15 protein-coding genes and 1 tRNA gene are annotated in these 16118 nt (G+C 68.1%); 11 read left to right on the top strand and 5 right to left on the bottom strand.

What is annotated here, in order from left to right; all coding sequences use genetic code 11:
* Nucleotides 1–46: 46 nt before the first annotated feature.
* From ABTW65_RS14265 to ABTW65_RS14255, 3 genes are all read left to right on the top strand, one after another.
* The gene (locus ABTW65_RS14265; protein ID WP_350661055.1) at nucleotides 47–1870 is read left to right on the top strand and encodes a serine hydrolase domain-containing protein; all 1824 of its coding nucleotides are present in this window, start codon (nucleotides 47–49) and stop codon (nucleotides 1868–1870) included.
* A 25-nt stretch (nucleotides 1871–1895) separates the two neighbouring features.
* A complete protein-coding gene (locus ABTW65_RS14260; RefSeq protein ID WP_350661053.1) occupies nucleotides 1896–3215 on the top strand; it encodes a M20 family metallopeptidase in 1320 nt (439 codons plus the stop codon).
* Between the two features lie 107 nt (nucleotides 3216–3322).
* The gene (locus ABTW65_RS14255; protein ID WP_350661051.1) at nucleotides 3323–5167 is read left to right on the top strand and encodes a bifunctional metallophosphatase/5'-nucleotidase; all 1845 of its coding nucleotides are present in this window, start codon (nucleotides 3323–3325) and stop codon (nucleotides 5165–5167) included.
* Between the two features lie 58 nt (nucleotides 5168–5225).
* Here the strand turns inward: ABTW65_RS14255 and ABTW65_RS14250 are convergent, their stop codons facing one another.
* Nucleotides 5226–5924 carry a TetR/AcrR family transcriptional regulator gene (locus ABTW65_RS14250; RefSeq protein ID WP_350661050.1) on the bottom strand — a complete coding sequence of 233 codons (699 nt, stop codon included), beginning with the start codon at nucleotides 5922–5924 and terminating at the stop codon, nucleotides 5226–5228.
* Nucleotides 5925–6072: 148 nt separating this feature from the next.
* Here ABTW65_RS14250 and ABTW65_RS14245 point away from each other — a divergent pair, with 148 nt between their 5' ends.
* Both ABTW65_RS14245 and ABTW65_RS14240 read left to right on the top strand, forming a co-directional pair.
* Nucleotides 6073–6948, top strand: coding sequence for a helix-turn-helix domain-containing protein (locus ABTW65_RS14245; RefSeq protein WP_350661048.1), 876 nt, complete (start codon nucleotides 6073–6075; stop codon nucleotides 6946–6948).
* A gap of 31 nt (nucleotides 6949–6979) precedes the next feature.
* Nucleotides 6980–7052 (top strand) — tRNA-Lys (locus ABTW65_RS14240).
* A 61-nt stretch (nucleotides 7053–7113) separates the two neighbouring features.
* On the opposite strand, the gene ABTW65_RS14235 is transcribed toward ABTW65_RS14240, so the two are convergent.
* The 3 genes from ABTW65_RS14235 to ABTW65_RS14225 form a co-directional block, all read right to left on the bottom strand.
* Nucleotides 7114–7581 (bottom strand): MarR family winged helix-turn-helix transcriptional regulator, encoded by a 468-nt coding sequence (locus ABTW65_RS14235; protein ID WP_350661046.1) that lies wholly within the window; start codon nucleotides 7579–7581, stop codon nucleotides 7114–7116.
* A gap of 13 nt (nucleotides 7582–7594) precedes the next feature.
* A complete protein-coding gene (locus tag ABTW65_RS14230; protein WP_350661044.1) occupies nucleotides 7595–8656 on the bottom strand; it encodes an alkene reductase in 1062 nt (353 codons plus the stop codon).
* A gap of 66 nt (nucleotides 8657–8722) precedes the next feature.
* Complete coding sequence (locus ABTW65_RS14225; RefSeq protein WP_350661043.1) at nucleotides 8723–9628, bottom strand: NADP-dependent oxidoreductase; 906 nt, start codon at nucleotides 9626–9628, stop codon at nucleotides 8723–8725.
* A gap of 451 nt (nucleotides 9629–10079) precedes the next feature.
* Between ABTW65_RS14225 and ABTW65_RS14220 the strand changes: the two genes are divergently transcribed.
* Nucleotides 10080–10283, top strand: a complete 204-nt coding sequence (locus ABTW65_RS14220; RefSeq protein ID WP_045548871.1) for a cold-shock protein — start codon at nucleotides 10080–10082, stop codon at nucleotides 10281–10283.
* Nucleotides 10284–10527: 244 nt separating this feature from the next.
* The gene (locus ABTW65_RS14215) at nucleotides 10528–10674 is read left to right on the top strand and encodes a hypothetical protein (RefSeq protein ID WP_008360628.1); all 147 of its coding nucleotides are present in this window, start codon (nucleotides 10528–10530) and stop codon (nucleotides 10672–10674) included.
* Between the two features lie 5 nt (nucleotides 10675–10679).
* Here the strand turns inward: ABTW65_RS14215 and ABTW65_RS14210 are convergent, their stop codons facing one another.
* Nucleotides 10680–11813 carry a cupin domain-containing protein gene (locus ABTW65_RS14210; RefSeq protein ID WP_350661039.1) on the bottom strand — a complete coding sequence of 378 codons (1134 nt, stop codon included), beginning with the start codon at nucleotides 11811–11813 and terminating at the stop codon, nucleotides 10680–10682.
* 50 nt (nucleotides 11814–11863) lie between these two features.
* Between ABTW65_RS14210 and ABTW65_RS14205 the strand changes: the two genes are divergently transcribed.
* The 4 genes from ABTW65_RS14205 (at nucleotide 11864) to pstA (ending at nucleotide 16117) form a co-directional block, all read left to right on the top strand.
* Complete coding sequence (locus ABTW65_RS14205; protein WP_350661037.1) at nucleotides 11864–12730, top strand: NUDIX hydrolase; 867 nt, start codon at nucleotides 11864–11866, stop codon at nucleotides 12728–12730.
* 177 nt (nucleotides 12731–12907) lie between these two features.
* Nucleotides 12908–14005, top strand: coding sequence for a phosphate ABC transporter substrate-binding protein PstS (gene pstS, locus ABTW65_RS14200; RefSeq protein WP_350661035.1), 1098 nt, complete (start codon nucleotides 12908–12910; stop codon nucleotides 14003–14005).
* A 100-nt stretch (nucleotides 14006–14105) separates the two neighbouring features.
* The gene (gene pstC, locus ABTW65_RS14195) at nucleotides 14106–15065 is read left to right on the top strand and encodes a phosphate ABC transporter permease subunit PstC (RefSeq protein ID WP_350661033.1); all 960 of its coding nucleotides are present in this window, start codon (nucleotides 14106–14108) and stop codon (nucleotides 15063–15065) included.
* Nucleotides 15062–16117, top strand: a complete 1056-nt coding sequence (gene pstA / locus ABTW65_RS14190) for a phosphate ABC transporter permease PstA (protein WP_350661031.1) — start codon at nucleotides 15062–15064, stop codon at nucleotides 16115–16117. Before pstC ends, pstA begins: the two co-directional genes overlap by 4 nt.
* Nucleotide 16118: the final 1 nt, after the last annotated feature.

The following is a 16118-nucleotide window of genomic DNA, read 5'->3' as shown; positions in this document are numbered from 1 at the left end:
TTCCTTTCACGCACGAAGACGGGTCCCGGAGCGGCAGTATCGGGGTATGACACCGTCTCCGGACATGCTCATGACCTCTCGGCGCATGCTTCTCGGCAGCACCCTGGGTGGAGTCGCGATGACTCTCCTCGGTGGTGCCGCGGTGGCCTCGACCCCGGAGGATCCGACCAAGGCAGCCAGGACGCTCGCCTCGCTGGCCGGCCAGCCGCCGACGATCACGCCCGAGGAGCTCACCTTCACCCCGGGCACCGTCCTCCGGCCGGGTCACGCCCGCCAGGTCGGCCTCGACCCGGCCCAGATCGCGAGGATCCGCACCGAGCTGACCCGGTTCCTCGAGCCGACGACGGAGAACCCCGCCCACCCCCTGTACGCAGGGGCCACCGCGATCGCGGTCAAGGACGGCGTCATCGTGGCCCACGAGAGCGTCGGCAAGGCGCTCCGATACGGCCTCGACGGCACCACCGTCGTCGAGCTCCCGGCCGAGCAGCAGGTCGCGGCCGGGCTGGACACGATGTGGGACATCGCCTCGATGTCGAAGCTCTTCACCACGACCGCGATCCTCCAGCTGATGGAGCAGGGCAGCCTCGACCTCGAGGCCCCGGTGGTCACCTACCTGCCCGAGTTCGCGCCGCACGGCAAGGACGCGATCCTCGTACGCCACCTCCTCACTCACGTCTCCGGTCTGCTGGCCGGCCCGTCACCGTCGCTGTGGGCGGGCTACGACACCTACGATGAGCGGGTCGCGGCGATCATGGACACGACGCCGACGCACGCGCCCGAGCAGATCTACCGCTACTCCGACATCAACCTGATCACCCTCGGGCTGCTGGTCGAACGGCTCTCGGGGAAGAAGCTCGACGCCTACGTCCGCGACCACATCACCGAGCCGCTCGGGATGCGCGACACCATGTACAACCCGCCGGTCGACCGCCTCGACCGCGTCGCCGCCACCGAGTACCAGCCCTGGGCCGGCCGTCCGATGATCCGTGGTGAGGTGCACGACGAGAACGCCTGGGCGCTCGGTGGCGTCGCCGGTCACGCGGGCGTGTTCTCGACCGCGGCCGACATGGCCAGGTTCGGCCAGATGTACCTCAACGGCGGCGTCTACAACGGCACCAGGATCCTGGAGGAAGACACGGTCAGGCTCTCGCTGCGCGACTACACCGGCGCCCGGTTCACCAGCTCCCGCGGCCTCGGCTGGGAGCTCGCCACGACCTGGTACCACGGCCCTATCTGGTCTCCGGTCTCCTTCGGCCACACCGGCTACACCGGCACCAGCTTCGTGATGGACCCGATCGGCCACCAGCTCGTCGTGCTCATGACCAACCGCGTCCACCCCAGCCGCGACTGGGGCAGCAACAACCCCTCCCGTCGTGCCGTCTCCGACGCGCTGGGCATGGCCTCGGCCGTCAGGCCGGCGACGGGACGTACGTCGTGGTTCTCAGGTCGCACGAACGCGAAGAAGGCGACGCTCGACGTGCCGCTGCCGGCCACCGACGATGCACGACTCCGCTTCGACTACTACTTCGACACCGAGCCTCGCTTCGACTTCGGCCGGCTGCAGTACTCCACCGACGGCACCACCTTCAGCCCGCTGCCCTGGACGCTCGAGGGTGGCGACTGGAGCTGGGAGACCAGCGAGGCGGTCAACGGCTACGGCGGCCGCCGATGGCTGTGCGGGAGCGCCGAGCTCCCGGACGGCACGACCACGGTGCGGTGGACCTACGAGACCGACTCGTCCTCCCAGGGTCGCGGGATCTATGTCGACGGCATCGTGGTCGGCCAGGGGCGGCGTACGTTGTTCGACTCCTCCCGACCCGCCGACGAGGCACGCATCATCGCCGACGGCTGGGCCCTCAGCGATCGATGACACATCACCGATAGCCTCTGGCGGCATGAGTCAGCCGCAGCAGCCGAACCCGTTCCTGGTCAACCAGCTCCGCGACGAAACAGACGCCAAGGCGCTCATCACGAAGGCCGCCGAGTCGACCTCGGCGGGTGCGCCGAGAGGGATCCTGGACGCGATCCGCGACAAGCTCATCGACTTGGGTCCCGAGCTCGTCGCGGTCTCCCACGACCTCGCCGAGCACCCGGAGACCGGCTTCGAGGAGCACCGGAGCTCGGCCGGGCTGGCCGAGTTCGTCGAGGCTCACGGCATCGAGGTCGCCCGTGGCGCCTACGGCCTCCCGACCGCGCTCTACGCCTCGGCGGGCGGCACCAAGGACGGTCCGACGATCGCCGTGCTCTCCGAGTACGACGCGCTCCCCGGCATCGGTCACGGCTGCGGGCACAACCTGATCGCCACGGTCGGGGTCGGCGCGTTCCTGGCCATCGCGAGCGTGATCGACCGCCTCGGCGGCCGCGTGATCTGGCTCGGCACCCCCGCCGAGGAGGGCGGTGGCGGCAAGGAGCTGATGGCGCAGAAGGGCGCCTTCGAGGGCGTCGACGCGGCGATCATGGTCCACCCGTTCACCTACGACAGCTCCGAGCCGGTCTTCCTGGGCCGGAGGCAGCTGAAGGTGACGTACGTCGGGGTGCCTGCGCACGCCTCGATCCAGCCGTTCATGGGGCGCAACGCCCTGGACGCGGCCAACCTGCTCTACACCGGCGTCGCGCTCAACCGGCAGCAGATGCCGCCGACCGACCGGGTGCACGCGATCATCACAGACGGTGGCCTGCGCCCCAACGTGATCCCGGAGCACGCCTCGATCGAGTTCTACGTACGCTCCGCCTACCCCGAGACGCTCAAGATCCTCTCTCAGCGGCTGGAGGAGATGGCGATGGGCGCGGCGCTGATGACGGGCTGCGGTGTCGAGTTCAGCTGGGACGGGTCGCCGGTCTACCTGCCGATCCGCAACAACAGCGGGCTGGCGCAGGCCTGGAACCGCCGCTACCAGGAGCGCAACCACACCGTCCTCGCGCCCGGCGTCGTGCCGGACCTGCTCGCCGGTTCCACCGACTTCGGCAACGTCTCCTTCCGCGTCCCCGGCCTGCACGCGATGGTCAAGATCGCCGAGCCCGACGTATCGCTGCACAGCCGCGAGTTCGCCGCTGCCGCGGTCACGCCGTACGCCGACGAGGTGCTCGTCGACGCTGCCTACGGTCTCGCCGGGGTGGCTGCCGACTACCTCTCCGACGCGAAGCTGCGCGAGACGGTCCGCGACGAGTTCGAGGAGGCCGGCGGGGCGGTGGACGTTACCGAATTTTTCGGGTGATTAACGGTTGATGACGATTAGGCAGCGGTAATCCTGTTACCTCTTCACAATGAGAACCCGAAGGGGCATTGTTCCCTTCGTCGATCACTGAGATGGGGAGCCCCGTAATGCCTCGTAACACCCGAAAGCTTCGCCCCGTTGTGGCCGTTGCCGCCGTCGCTCTCGCGGCCGCCGCAGTCGCCACTCCGGTCGCGACATCCGCCTCGGCGCAGCCCAGTTCGGCCGGGAAGAACCTGGTCGATGTCCAGCTGCTGTCGTTCAACGACTTCCACGGCAATCTCGAGGCGCCGTCGGGTTCGAGCGGGCGGCTGGTCACCGGCCACCACATCGACCCGGCCACCGGCAAGCCGGTCGATGACACCGTCAACGTGGGTGGCGTGGAATACCTCGCCTCCCACCTGGCCGAGGCGCGCAAGGGCCACGACCGTTCCCTGACCGTCGCCGCGGGTGACCTGATCGGCGCCTCGCCGCTGCTCTCGGCCGCCTTCCACGACGAGCCGTCCATCGAGGCGCTCAACAAGCTCGGCCTGGACGTGACCGCGGTCGGCAACCACGAGTTCGACGAGGGCTACCAGGAGCTGCAGCGCATCGCCGACGGCGGCTGCATCGACGACGGCGACGGCGAGGACAACCAGAACTCCTGCGCCGCCCACGAGTACGCGGGCGCCGACTTCGACATCCTCGCCTCCAACGTGATCGAGGACGCGAGCGGCGAGACGATCCTGCCGTCCTACGCCATCAAGGAGATCGACGGCGTCAAGATCGGCTTCATCGGCATGACCCTGGAGGGCACTCCCGACATCGTCACCGCCGAGGGGGTCAAGGGCCTCACCTTCAAGGACGAGGTCGAGACCGCCAACGCGCTCGTGCCCAAGCTGAAGAAGAAGGGCGTCAAGGCGATCGTCACCCTGATCCACGAGGGTGCCAACCTGCCGAAGGAGAAGTGGACCGACCCCGCCACCGGCACCGTCTACGACGTCAACGCCAGGTACGACTACACCTGCGAGGGTGGCGGCGAGCTCGTCGCCGGGTCCCCGATCGTGCCGATTGCCCAGAACCTCGACCCCGAGATCGACATGGTGGTCACCGGGCACACCCACAACCCCTACGTCTGCGACGTACCGGACCCCGAGGGCAAGTCCCGCCTGATCACTTCGGCCTCGTCCTTTGGTCGGCTCTACACCGAGACCAACCTGAAGTACAACCTCAAGTCGCGCGACATCGTCCGCTCGTCGGTCAAGGGCTCGAACCTGCTCGTCACCCGTGACGTGGCCAAGGCCCCCGAGCAGACCACGCTGATCAACACCTACAAGCAGCTGGTCACCCCGATCGCCTCCCGTGTGCTCGGCTCGATCTCGTCCGACATCAAGCGTGACCAGAGCGCCGCCGGTGAGTCCGCGCTCGGTGACCTCATCGCCGACGCCCAGCTCGCGGACCAGTCGACGGTCATCAACGGGCAGACGCCGGTGATCGCGTTCATGAACCCGGGCGGCATCCGTGCCGACCTGACCGCGACCAGCTCGCCCTACGGGGAGGCCGTCGGTGAGGTCACCTACGACGAGGCGTTCACGGTCCAGCCGTTCAACAACTACCTCGTCTCGCTGACCATGACCGGCCAGGACATCTACGACCTGCTCACCCAGCAGGTCACCGGTGCCAACGCCGCGTCCCACAAGATCCTGCAGGTCTCCGAGGGCTTCTCGTACCAGATCAGCCCCTCTGGTCCCGTCGACGGCTCGGTCATGCTCAACGGCCAGCCGATCGACAAGGCCGCGTCCTACCGGGTCGTGACCAACAACTTCCTGCAGGGCGGCGGCGACGCCTTCGCGGCCTTCACCAAGGGCACCGACCCCTACTACGGCGGCCTCGACATCGACGCCTTCGCCGCCTACCTGGAGGCCAACTCGCCCTACACCCCGGGCCCGCTCGACCGCATCACCGGGACCCACTGAGCGAAAGTTCGTTCGTACGCAGCAGGCCCGACCAGCTCTGAGCTGGTCGGGCCCGCTGTCATGTCGGCGCGCTCATCGTCAGTTCGCCCACGAGGGTCGTCGCGGATGCGGCTGCAGGGGCGATGCGGCTGTCGGGAATCCCGCAGGCGCGAAGGCAGGTGGAGGCGATGACGGCGGCGGTCGCGTCGTCGATGGGCACGCCGCTGCTGCGGAGGGTGGTGGTGACCTCGACCAGATGCATGAGCATCTCGCCGAGGTGGCCCGGCTCGGCCGCCGTGGCGGTGCCGGGCGCTGCGGCCCGGATGGCGATCCGCCCGTAGGCGTCGGCGAGCTCGGCGCGAATGCTGCGAAAGGCGTCGAACGCCTCGCTGCTGGTCACGTCGGGATGGGTGGCCAGCATGCCGATGTTGTCCGGCGCCTCGGCGAGCGTGTGGATGTCGACGAGGGCCAGCAGGTAGAGCGCGGTCTCGGGGCCCGCGGACGCGGTCAGCTGCTCGATCTGGTCGATTCGATCGACGGTGGGTCGGACGGACCGCTCCAGGAGCTCGGCGAGGATCTCGTCCTTGCCGGTGAAGTGGTAGTAGAGCGACGCCTGTCTGATCCCGACCTTGTCGGCGATCTCCCGGGTCGAGGTGGCTGCGAAGCCCTTGGTCACGAACAGCTGCGCCGCGGCGTGGAGCACTTGCTCGCGCGGTGGAGCTGCCGTGTTCGAGGGGACGAGGCGCGGTCGTCCGGGGTGGGTTCGTCGGATGCTCATCGAGTCACTGCCTTCCTGTCGGCGTCGACCCCGGACTTCAGTAGAGCATAATATTTCGATCTTGCCAATCATGATGTGCATCTGGACGTACGGTATGCCCATCGGGCACGATGGTGGTTCGCCGAATCCGTCGAAGGAGGCTCTCGCCGTGCCCCGCCCCAACCGTCGAGCCCGTGAAGCACTGACCGAGGCACTCCGAGACGCCCGTCGCGCCGCCGGCCTGACCGGAGCCGGCCTGGCGGACGCCCTCGGCTCGGGCTGGTCCCAACCGAAGGTGTCGAAGATCGAGTCGGGCCGGCAGTCCGTCTCCGAGGCCGAGGTCCGTGCCTGGGCGGCCGCGGTGGATGCCGATCGGGAGATGCTGCTCGCGCTGCGTGCCCGCGCCGACCAGGAGCATGCGGCGTTCCGCGACGCTCATCCGACAGGCGGCGGTGCGGAGCAGCACCAGGACGCGTACGCAGCGACCGAGGTGGCCACCAAGGTCCTGACCAGCTATCAGCCCCACAGTGTCCCCGAGCTGCTGCAGACCCCCGACTACGCGCGTGCCCTGCTGGCGCTGGCGGGCGGCTCGCGTGACCAGGACGCCGCTGCCGGGGAGGTCTCCCATGTCATCGCGGCGAGGCTGCGTCGCTCGGCGATTCTCTACGAGGCCGGCCGGTCGATCACCATCCTGGTCGGCGAGGCGGCCCTCCATCACCTGGTCGGCTCGCCCGACATCATGCGTGCCCAGATCGATCACATCGCCAACCTGGCGACCACCACCCAGGCGACCATCGGGATCGTCCCCTTCGAGAGCTTCCCCGTTCTGGTCCAGCACGGCTGGGACCAGCGCGACCGCATCGTCACCCTCAAGACCAGCGCCGGTGACCTCGAGATCGCCGATCCGGTCGAAGTCGCCCGCTACGAGCGCTGGACGCAGCTCCTGCTCGAGCACGCGCTGACGGGCGATGCGGCCGCCGAGCGATGCGCCCGGATCATCAGCGAGCGCGGAAGGTCCTCGACGCGGCCGGGCGACCACGAATAGGACACGGCAGCTGCTCCGGTAGACTCCCGGCGGGCCGTTAGCTCAGTTGGTAGAGCAGTGGACTTTTAATCCATGGGTCGTCGGTTCGAGACCGACACGGCCTACGACGGAATCGAGCCCCGGGTCGCAACATGCGACTCGGGGCTCGACCCGTCTAGTGACGGGTCAGTCGGATTCATCTTGCAGCAGCGGACGGCTGCTGATCGAGTCGGTGATCGCGCCGGCAGTCTCGACGAACGCCGCTGCCTGCTCCTCGGTCAGAGTGCCCGCCGAGGCTCCCTCCAGGCTCTGCCACAGGGCGGCGATGGGTTCGCGCATGGCACGGCCCTTGTCCGTGAGGTGGACGACCATCACTCGCCGGTCGTGCTCAGCCGGTTCGCGGACCAGCAGGCCCGCTTCCTGCATGCGTCGCAGGGACTTGGAGACGGTGGAGTGGTCGAGGCCGACGCTCTCGAGAAGCTCGGACTGGGTCTGGCCCTCGCGGTCCAGCAGCTGCATCAGGAGCAGCTCCTGGCCGGGGTGCAGGTCCATCTTGCGCAGCAGGGCGCCGGCGTAGGCACGGTGGGCGCGGGCGAGCTGGAAGATCGCGTAGCTCATCGGCCCGCCTGCGGCAGTGGTGGGAATCTCGGGCATGGGCTCCGCTTCTTCAGCCGGTGTGAGTGGGGTAGTCGGTGTATCCGACCGCTCCACCACCGTAGAAGGTCGCCGGGTCGGGAGTGTTCAACTCTGCCCCGACGCGCAGCCGCTCGACCAGGTCGGGGTTGGCAAGCGCCAGCGCGCCGACGGAGACCAGATCGGCTGTGCCGTTGTCGACGTCCTTGGCGCGGGTGGGGATGTCGGCGCCGGGTCGGTTGAGGATCAGGGTGCCCGGCCACTGCGCGCGGAGCGTGTCGAGCAGCGCCTCGTCGCCGACGTGCATCAGGTGCAGGTAGGCCAGACCCAGCGGACGCAGCTCCTCGACCAGCGCCGGGTACACCTCGTGGGTGTCGGACTCGGCGATGTCGTTGTACGGATTTCCGGGCGAGATACGGATGCCGGTGCGCTCGGGTCCGATCTCGTCGGCCACCGCGGCGACAACCTCCACGGCGAAGCGGATGCGGGCCGCGATCGAGCCGCCGTAGCGGTCTGTGCGCTGGTTGGCGTTGCCGGAGAGGAACTGATGGACCAGGTAGCCGTTGGCGCCGTGGATCTCCACCCCGTCCGCGCCCGCCGCAACAGCCGCAGCAGCCGCCCGCCGGAAGTCCTCGACGGTCTCGGCGACCTCCTGCGTCGAGAGTGCACGGGGCTCGGGCATCTCCTGAGGGCCGGACGCGGTGAACATCACCCCGGCCGGACGGACCGCCGAGGGGGCGACCGGCTGGCGGTGGTGCGGAGTGTTGTCGGGATGGGAGATCCGGCCGACGTGCATCAGCTGGATGTAGACACGGCTGCCTGCTGCATGCACCGCGTCGGTGACCTTGCGCCATCCGGCGATCTGCGCCTCGTTGTAGATACCGGGGGTGAGCAGGTAGCCCTGGCCGTCGGCGGAGGGCTGGGTGCCCTCGGTGATGATCAGCGCCTTGGAGGCGCGCTGTGCGTAGTACTCGGCGTTCAGCTCCGTCGGCACGCCCTCCGGGGTGGAGCGGTCACGGGTCATGGGTGCCATGACCAGACGGTGTGGCAGGGAGGTGCCGCCGAGGGTGATCGGGGCCCACAGGGATTCCAACATGAACATCTCTTTCGGTGAACGCGGTGGCCCGAATGGTCACCGCACAGGTGGGTTGGGGACGGGTGCTCAGTCGACGGCGAGGACGAGCTTGCCGCGTACGTGTCCGGCATCGCTGGCCTGCTGGGCGTCGGCCGCCTTGGCCAGCGGGTATGACGTGACGGTGACGGTCAGCTCTCCGGCCGCGGCGTCCTGAGCCACGGCGGCCAGGCGCTCGGTGGGGTGGTCGCCGCCGCCGGGGGAGAAGGAGACGCCCAGCTGGCCCGCACTGAAGTCGGCGATGGTGACGATGCGCTCGGTGCCGCCGCGCAAGGTGATGGAGTCGGGCAGGGCGCCCTTGCCGGCCAGGTCGAAGACCGCGTCCACACCGTTGGGAGCCAGGGCCCGCACCCGCTCGACCAGGCCCTCGCCGTAGGTGGTCGGGGTCGCGCCGAGCGAGGTGAGGTAGTCCTGGTTCGAGGGACCGGCGGTGGCGATCACGCGGGCGCCGCGCGCGGTGGCGAGCTGAACGGCCACGGTGCCGACCGCTCCGGAAGCGCCGTGCATCAGCACGGTCTCCCCGGCGGTCACCCCGAGCTCGTCCAGGACCCGTTCGGCGGTCTCGCTGGCGACCGGCAGCGCGGCCGCGTCCGGCCAGGAGAGGTCTGCGGGCTTGAGGGCCACGGCGGTGGCCAGGGCGTACTCGGCGTACGAGCCGGTGTCCGCCCAGCCGAGCACCTCGTCGCCGACCTGTACGTCGCTCACGCCCTCACCGAGGGCGTCGACCACGCCCGCCAGCTCGCCGCCGGGGATGGCGGGAAACGTGGTCGGGAAGACGGCCTCGAGCATCCCGCTGCGCTTCTTGCCGTCCAGCGCGTTCAGGCCGGCGGCCTTGACGCGCACTCGGACCTGGCCGGGGCCGGGCTGCGGGACTTCGACGTCCGCCTCGTGCAGCACGTCCGGTCCGCCGAACTCATCGAAAATGATCGCTTTCATGAACACTCCACTTCGGGTCGCGTGGCTCTGGCGAATAATGTGGCCAGCCACGTAATCACCATAACAGCAATAATGTGGCTAGCCAAGTATTTCGTCGGTGAGCAGAGTTGGCCGGCGTCTCGCTGCCCGGAAACTGCCTCGGAACCGGTGGCCGTACGTCCCGCTGAGCGGTCGTTTCAGGGCTCTGTTGCGCAACCTTCACCGCTTCGCGCGTAAAACGATCGGTCAAGGGGGGTTCGCACAGGCGCGTGAGTTGCTAGTGTCACTCCCGCAACAGGTGCAAGTTCCAGAAGGTCTGACGCCTGCGGAGTTTGTGATCCAACGGCGTTTCTGCTCTGTGCCCGCCCGGACCCCGGTTCGGGAACACAGGTCGGAGCGACGTGTCACCCGCCCCTGATGCGGGGCTACCGAACCTGGTGGCCTCTCGCCCCGACTAAGGAGTAACGAGCAGATGGCTCAGGGCACCGTTAAGTGGTTCAACGCCGAGAAGGGTTTCGGCTTCATTGCGCAGGAGGACGGCGGCGACGACGTCTTCGTTCACTACTCTGCGATCCAGACCAACGGCTACAAGTCGCTGGACGAGAACCAGAAGGTCGAGTTCGACGTCACGCAGGGTCCGAAGGGCCCGCAGGCGGAGAACGTTCGCCCTCTCTGAAATAAGGCTCTATGAGTAGCTAAGGCGATCTCGGGTTCGGCATCTGCCGACAATGATCATCTGCAACGAGGCCCCAGCCGTTCGGCTGGGGCCTCGTGGTCTGATTGGAGCCCTCTCAGGCTTCTGTGTCACGCTTGATGTGACAACTTTTGATGGTTCTTGGTGGATCAGCGCGCAGATCCCCCGAGACTGGGCGATGATGTGAAGACGAGCTTTTTGAGCGTGACGTGAGGAGGCGGCGGGCGTGGCTGATCAGTTCGATGTGACGCTGGAAGATCCCGAGCTGCTCCTCGAGGTCGAGCTCACGACCAATCTCATCGTCGCAGCCAGCGAGTCCGAGGATCACCTCTCCCAGGATGAGATCGACCGCATCCTCGGGATCATCCCCTAAGGACGTCAGCAGGTCGCGAAGAGCAGCGGCCCGTTCGCCAGGTCGGAGAGCACGGCCGTGCCGTCCTTCGGCTGCAGCTGCATGGTGGTGACCTCGTCCTCGGCTGCGACCTTCCCGAGTTCGAACCGCTCGTCGAACGTGCCGCCCTGGCCGGGAGCCGGGCCGACGGCGAGCTTGGCCCGGGTGTCGGCGTTCGTACGCGCCTGGTCGTCGTTCTCGAACGACATCGCGACACGTACGTCCCCGTTCGACTCGGCCGCCATGGCGAAGCCCTCGATCGGGTTGATGTCGCCGGCGGCGTCGACGAGGCCGTCGGCCTGGTCCTGGTCGGCGGCCGAGGCGCCGCCCAGCCCGATCTCGGTGCAGGTGAAGTCGCCGTCGTAGACGAACGCCGAGAGAGGGTCGCCGAGCCGGTCGGCGGCGTCCGTCATCGGCTCGTGCAGGTCGCCGTCGCCGAGGCTCGCGACCTGGTCGCCCAGGTAGCGCCGGCCGTCCGAGGCCAGGATGAGGTCCTGCTCGGGCAGGAAGGCGATGTAGGTGAGCTGCGGGCTGATCGTCGAGTCGATCCCGGAGTCGGTGAAGCTGGAGAAGGGGACCAGGGTGCCGTCCCAGACGCCGCCGTCCGCGGGGTCGTCCTTGGGGGCGGTGAACCCCATCGAGGTGAGCTGCTCGACGAGGTGGTCGGCGTCCATGTCCTCGAGGTGCCCGACCATGAGCGCTCCCTCGGTCGACTGGGTGTAGAGCTCCCAGTCGAGGGTCGCTGGTGACCAGCCGAAGTGCTGCTGCAGCAGCCCGGAGGCATCGGGCAGCACCGAGGTCGAGGTGAGGTCCTTCGTGTAGGCCTCGTCGATCATCTCGTGGACCTCCTCCGGCGTGGAGTCGGCATCGAGGTCGGCACCGACGCTCTCGCGGATACCCGTCCAGTCGGTGAAGGAGACCCGCGTCGCCTCGGCGGGAGCCAGCCGCAGCGCCTCGTCGAGATCTCCGCCTCGGGCAGCCCATGCCCGGGCCAGGAAGATGACGAGCGCAAGGACGACGACGCCCACCGCGATGGTCAACAAGGGGTGGGCGCGTACGACTCGGGATGATCGGCCGGCCCACGTTCTGGGGCGGTCGAGAAGCTGGGGGGTGCGGAGCATTGCGAGGAACCTTAGACGAATCAGCCGCCTTCACGACATACCCTGTGCGCATGCCCGAGATCCCGGCCGCCGGCGTAGTGGTTTTTCGCGAGCACGACGACCGGTCGGAGGTGGCGCTGGTCCACAGACCCAAGTACGACGACTGGTCCTTTCCCAAGGGAAAGGTCGACCCCGGTGAGACGGTGCCGGTGACGGCGATCCGGGAGGTGCGGGAGGAGACCGGCCTGAGGGTCGCGCTCGGTCGCCCGCTCCAGCAGCAGCGCTATCCCGTTGAGGCGGGACAGAAGGTGGTCCACTATTGGGTCGGCCGCACTGCTGCCGGCGCCGATGACGATGTCGACAGCTACCTGATCAACGACGAGATCGACGACGTCGAGTGGCTGTCGGTGGAGAAGGCGCGCACGCGGCTCACCTACCCGCACGATCGGGCGACGTTGCAGCAGGCCGAGGACGTACGCCACCCCACCACGCCTCTCGTGGTCCTCCGTCACGCCTCGGCCGTCGGCCGTTCGGCCTGGTCCGGTGCAGACCAGGAGCGGCCGCTCGACGACACAGGACGGGCCCAGGCGGTCACCCTGGCCGGCCTGCTGATGGCCTACGACATCCGCCGGGTGGTCACCTCGCCGAGCGTTCGCTGTACGCAGTCCGTCGCGCCGTACGCCGGGCTCGCCGGCATCGCGTCTGAGCAGATGAGACTGCTGAGCGAGGAGGGCGCGGAGGAAGGTAGCGTGTCGGCCCTGGCCGCGGGCACCCTGCGTGACCTGGCCGTTCCGACGGTGATCTGCACGCACCGACCGGTGCTGCCGTGGGTCTTCGAAGGGCTGAGGATGCGTGACCCGAAGCTGGCGAAGGGCGAGCTGATGGTGCTGCACGTGCGCGCAGGTGAAGTGCGTGCTGTTGAGGCATTTCAGGTCTAACAGAGGCTTGAGGCCTGCCTGTTCATCTCCTGTGCCCGGAACTGACACTGATTTGCCACCGACTTTGAATTCCTCGTTCAGCCTGTGTTCACCTTCACCGAGTTTCCCGTCCACCTCGGCTCCTTACGGTCATCGCGACAACTCCGAATCGACTGCATCATCAATCAGGAGACTTGCGTGAACACCACCTCGCTGCGCCGGGCACTCGTCCCGAGCATCACTGCTGCGACCCTTGCCCTTGCGATCAGCGCCTGCGGCGCCGCCAACGAGCAGAACAGCGGTAGCGACGGGGAAGGCACCCTCTCGGGCACCATCAAGGGTGGCGGAGCCTCCTCACAGGAGAAGGGCCAGGCGGCATGGGTCGCCGGCATCCAGGACGCGAACCCCGACCTCAGCGTCGTCTACGAGCCCGTTGGCTCCGGCTCGGGTCGTGAGGGCTTCATCACCGGCGGCTACCTCTTCGCCGGCACCGACTCCGCTCTCAACGACGACGAGGGCGAGCTGACCAAGGCCAAGGAGCAGTGCGGCGCGGACCCGATCCAGGTCCCGGGCTACGTCTCGCCGATCGCGGTCGTCTTCAACGTCGAGGGCGTCGACGAGCTCAACCTCGACGCCAAGACGATCGCCGACATCTTCGCGGGCAAGATCACCAAGTGGAACGACCCGGCGATCGCCGCGACCAACCCGGACGCCAAGCTTCCGGACACCGCGATCACCCCGGTCCACCGCTCTGACGACTCCGGCACCCAGGAGAACTTCACCGAGTACCTCGCGGCTGCCGGTGGCTGGGCCGAGGAGCCCTCCGGTGAGTGGCCCGCCTCCATCAAGGGCGGCGAGGGCGGCGACGGCACCTCCGGTGTCGTGACCGCCATGCAGGGTGCCGGCTACATCGGCTTCATGGACGAGTCGGCGGCGCGCGAGAACGACCTCGCCACCGTCAAGGTCAAGGTCGGCGAGGACTTCGTCGAGCCGACCGCCGAGGCCGCTGCGAAGATCCTGGCCGCCTCGAAGCCGGTCGGCACCAGCGACAACGACATGGCCGTCGAGGTCGCCCGGACCACCACCGAGGCCGGCGTCTACCCGGTCGTGCTGGTGTCCTACCTGCTGGCCTGCCCGACCTACGAGAACGCCGAGGACGCGGCCAACGTGAAGGGCTACCTGGAGTACATCCTCTCCGAGGAGGGCCAGAAGGTCGCCGCCGAGGAGGCCGGCTCCGCGCCGCTCGACCGTGAGACTGCCGACAAGGCTCTCGACCTGGTCGGCGGCATCAAGTAAGTGCCGGTACGTCTGATCTGATCGCCGTTCGGGCGGTGGCTGCGGCCGCCGCCCGTACGGCTGTCTTAAGAACCCAAACAAGAAAGTCGAGGAATGCCTTGTGACTGTCGCCGCTGACCCCGGCGCCGACCCTGGCGTTGACCCGAAGTCGGAGCTCTCCTCCGGCCGTGGCTCGGTGGGTGATGTCGTCTTCCGAGGACTCGCCGTCACTGCCGCCACTCTCATTCTGGTGGCGCTGGCAGCCGTCTTCATCTTCCTGGGCATCGAGGGCATCCCGGGCTTCAACGTGGACGAGCAGCACTACGCCGGCCAGGGCTCGTTCCTGGGCCTGGTCGTGCCGCTGCTGTACGCCACCATGTACGTCGCCGTACTGGCACTGATCGTCGCGGTCCCCTTCAGCGTGGCGATCGCGCTCTTCATCAGCCACTACGCCCCGCGCCGGATCGCCACCCCGGTGGCGTACGTCATCGACCTGCTCGCCGCGGTCCCGTCGGTCGTCTTCGGCCTGTGGGGTGCGGTGGTGCTCGGTCCGTACCTGGTGCCGGCCCATGCCTGGCTCTCCGAGAACATGGCCTGGCTGCCGTTCTTCGACGGCCAGCCCTCCGGCAACGGCCGTACGCTGTTCACCGCCGCGATCGTGCTGGCCGTGATGATCCTGCCGATCATCACCTCGATCTGCCGCGAGGTCTTCGCGCAGACGCCGCGACTGCACGAGGAGGCGGCGCTGGCGCTCGGCGCGACGCGCTGGGAGATGATCCGCTACGCGGTCTTCCCCTACGCCCGCTCCGGCATGGTCTCCGCAGTCATGCTCGGCCTCGGCCGGGCGCTCGGTGAGACCATGGCGATCGCGATGATCGTCTCGCCGAAGGTCCTCATCTCGTTGTTCATCATCGGCACCAACAACCCGCAGACCATCGCGGCGCACATCGCCCAGGGCTACAAGGAGAGCACGCCCGACCGACTCTCCGTGCTGATCGCGACCGGCCTCGTGCTGTTCGCCTTCACCTTCCTGGTCAACGCACTCGCCCGCTGGATCGTCGCCCGAGGGAGGGCCAAGTGAGCAATACCGACCTCTCCAACGAGGAGACGAAGCTCTCCCACGCCACGCTCCCGCGAGGCGCCCAGTGGCTGGTCGGCGTCGCAGCCGTCGCTCTCGGCGGCCTGGCGCTCGTCCTCGGCGTGAGCATTGTCGGGGCTGCCGTCATCGGCCTGCTCGGGTTCCTGATCGGCTACCCGCTGTGGGCGCTCCTGGTGGAGAACCGGCGCTCGGCGACCGACAAGCTCGTCACTGGGCTGGTGTGGACGGCCTTCGCCGTCGCGGTCATCCCGTTGATCTGGCTGGTCTACACGGTGGTCTCCAAGGGCGCCGCGACCCTCAGCCCGGAGTTCCTCACCTACTCGATGCGTTCGGTCACCGGCGACGAGCAGGGCGGTCTCTACCACGCACTGATGGGCACCCTGATCGTGACCGGCATCGCCGCGGTGATCTCGATCCCGATCGGCATCATGACCGCGATCTACCTGATCGAGTACGGCAAGGGCAACCGCCTCGCCAAGACGATCACCTTCCTGGTCGACGTCATGACCGGCATCCCGTCCATCGTCGCGGGCCTGTTCGCGTTCGCGCTCTTCACCCTGCTCATGGGGCCGGGCACGCGCTTCGGCTTCGGCGGCGGTGTCGCGCTCTCGCTGCTGATGATCCCGACCGTCGTCCGATCGACCGAGGAGATGCTCAAGCTCGTCCCCGACGACCTGCGCGAGGCTGCGTACGCTCTCGGGGTGCCGAAGTGGCGCACCATCACCAAGATGGTGCTCCCGACCGCGATCGGCGGCATCATCACCGGTGTCGTGCTCTCGATCTCGCGCGTGATCGGCGAGACCGCGCCGCTGCTGGTCGCCTCCGGGTTCAACCCGAACCTGAACACCAACGCCTTCGAGGACAGCCCGATGATGACCGTGCCGGTCTTCATCTACACCCAGCTGTCCGAGGCCACGGCGAAGGGCGTCGAGTACGCCTGGGGTGGAGCACTGGTGCTCTTCATCCTCGTCATGGTCCTCAACCTCATCGCCCGTATCGTCGGCACGATCTTCGCCCCCAAGACCGGGCGCTAGG

Origin of the sequence: Nocardioides sp. NPDC127503, assembly GCF_040302165.1 — a bacterium.
In the GTDB taxonomy this organism is placed as follows: Bacteria; Actinomycetota; Actinomycetes; order Propionibacteriales; family Nocardioidaceae; genus Nocardioides.
This window is presented reverse-complemented; position numbering and strand designations above follow the sequence as displayed.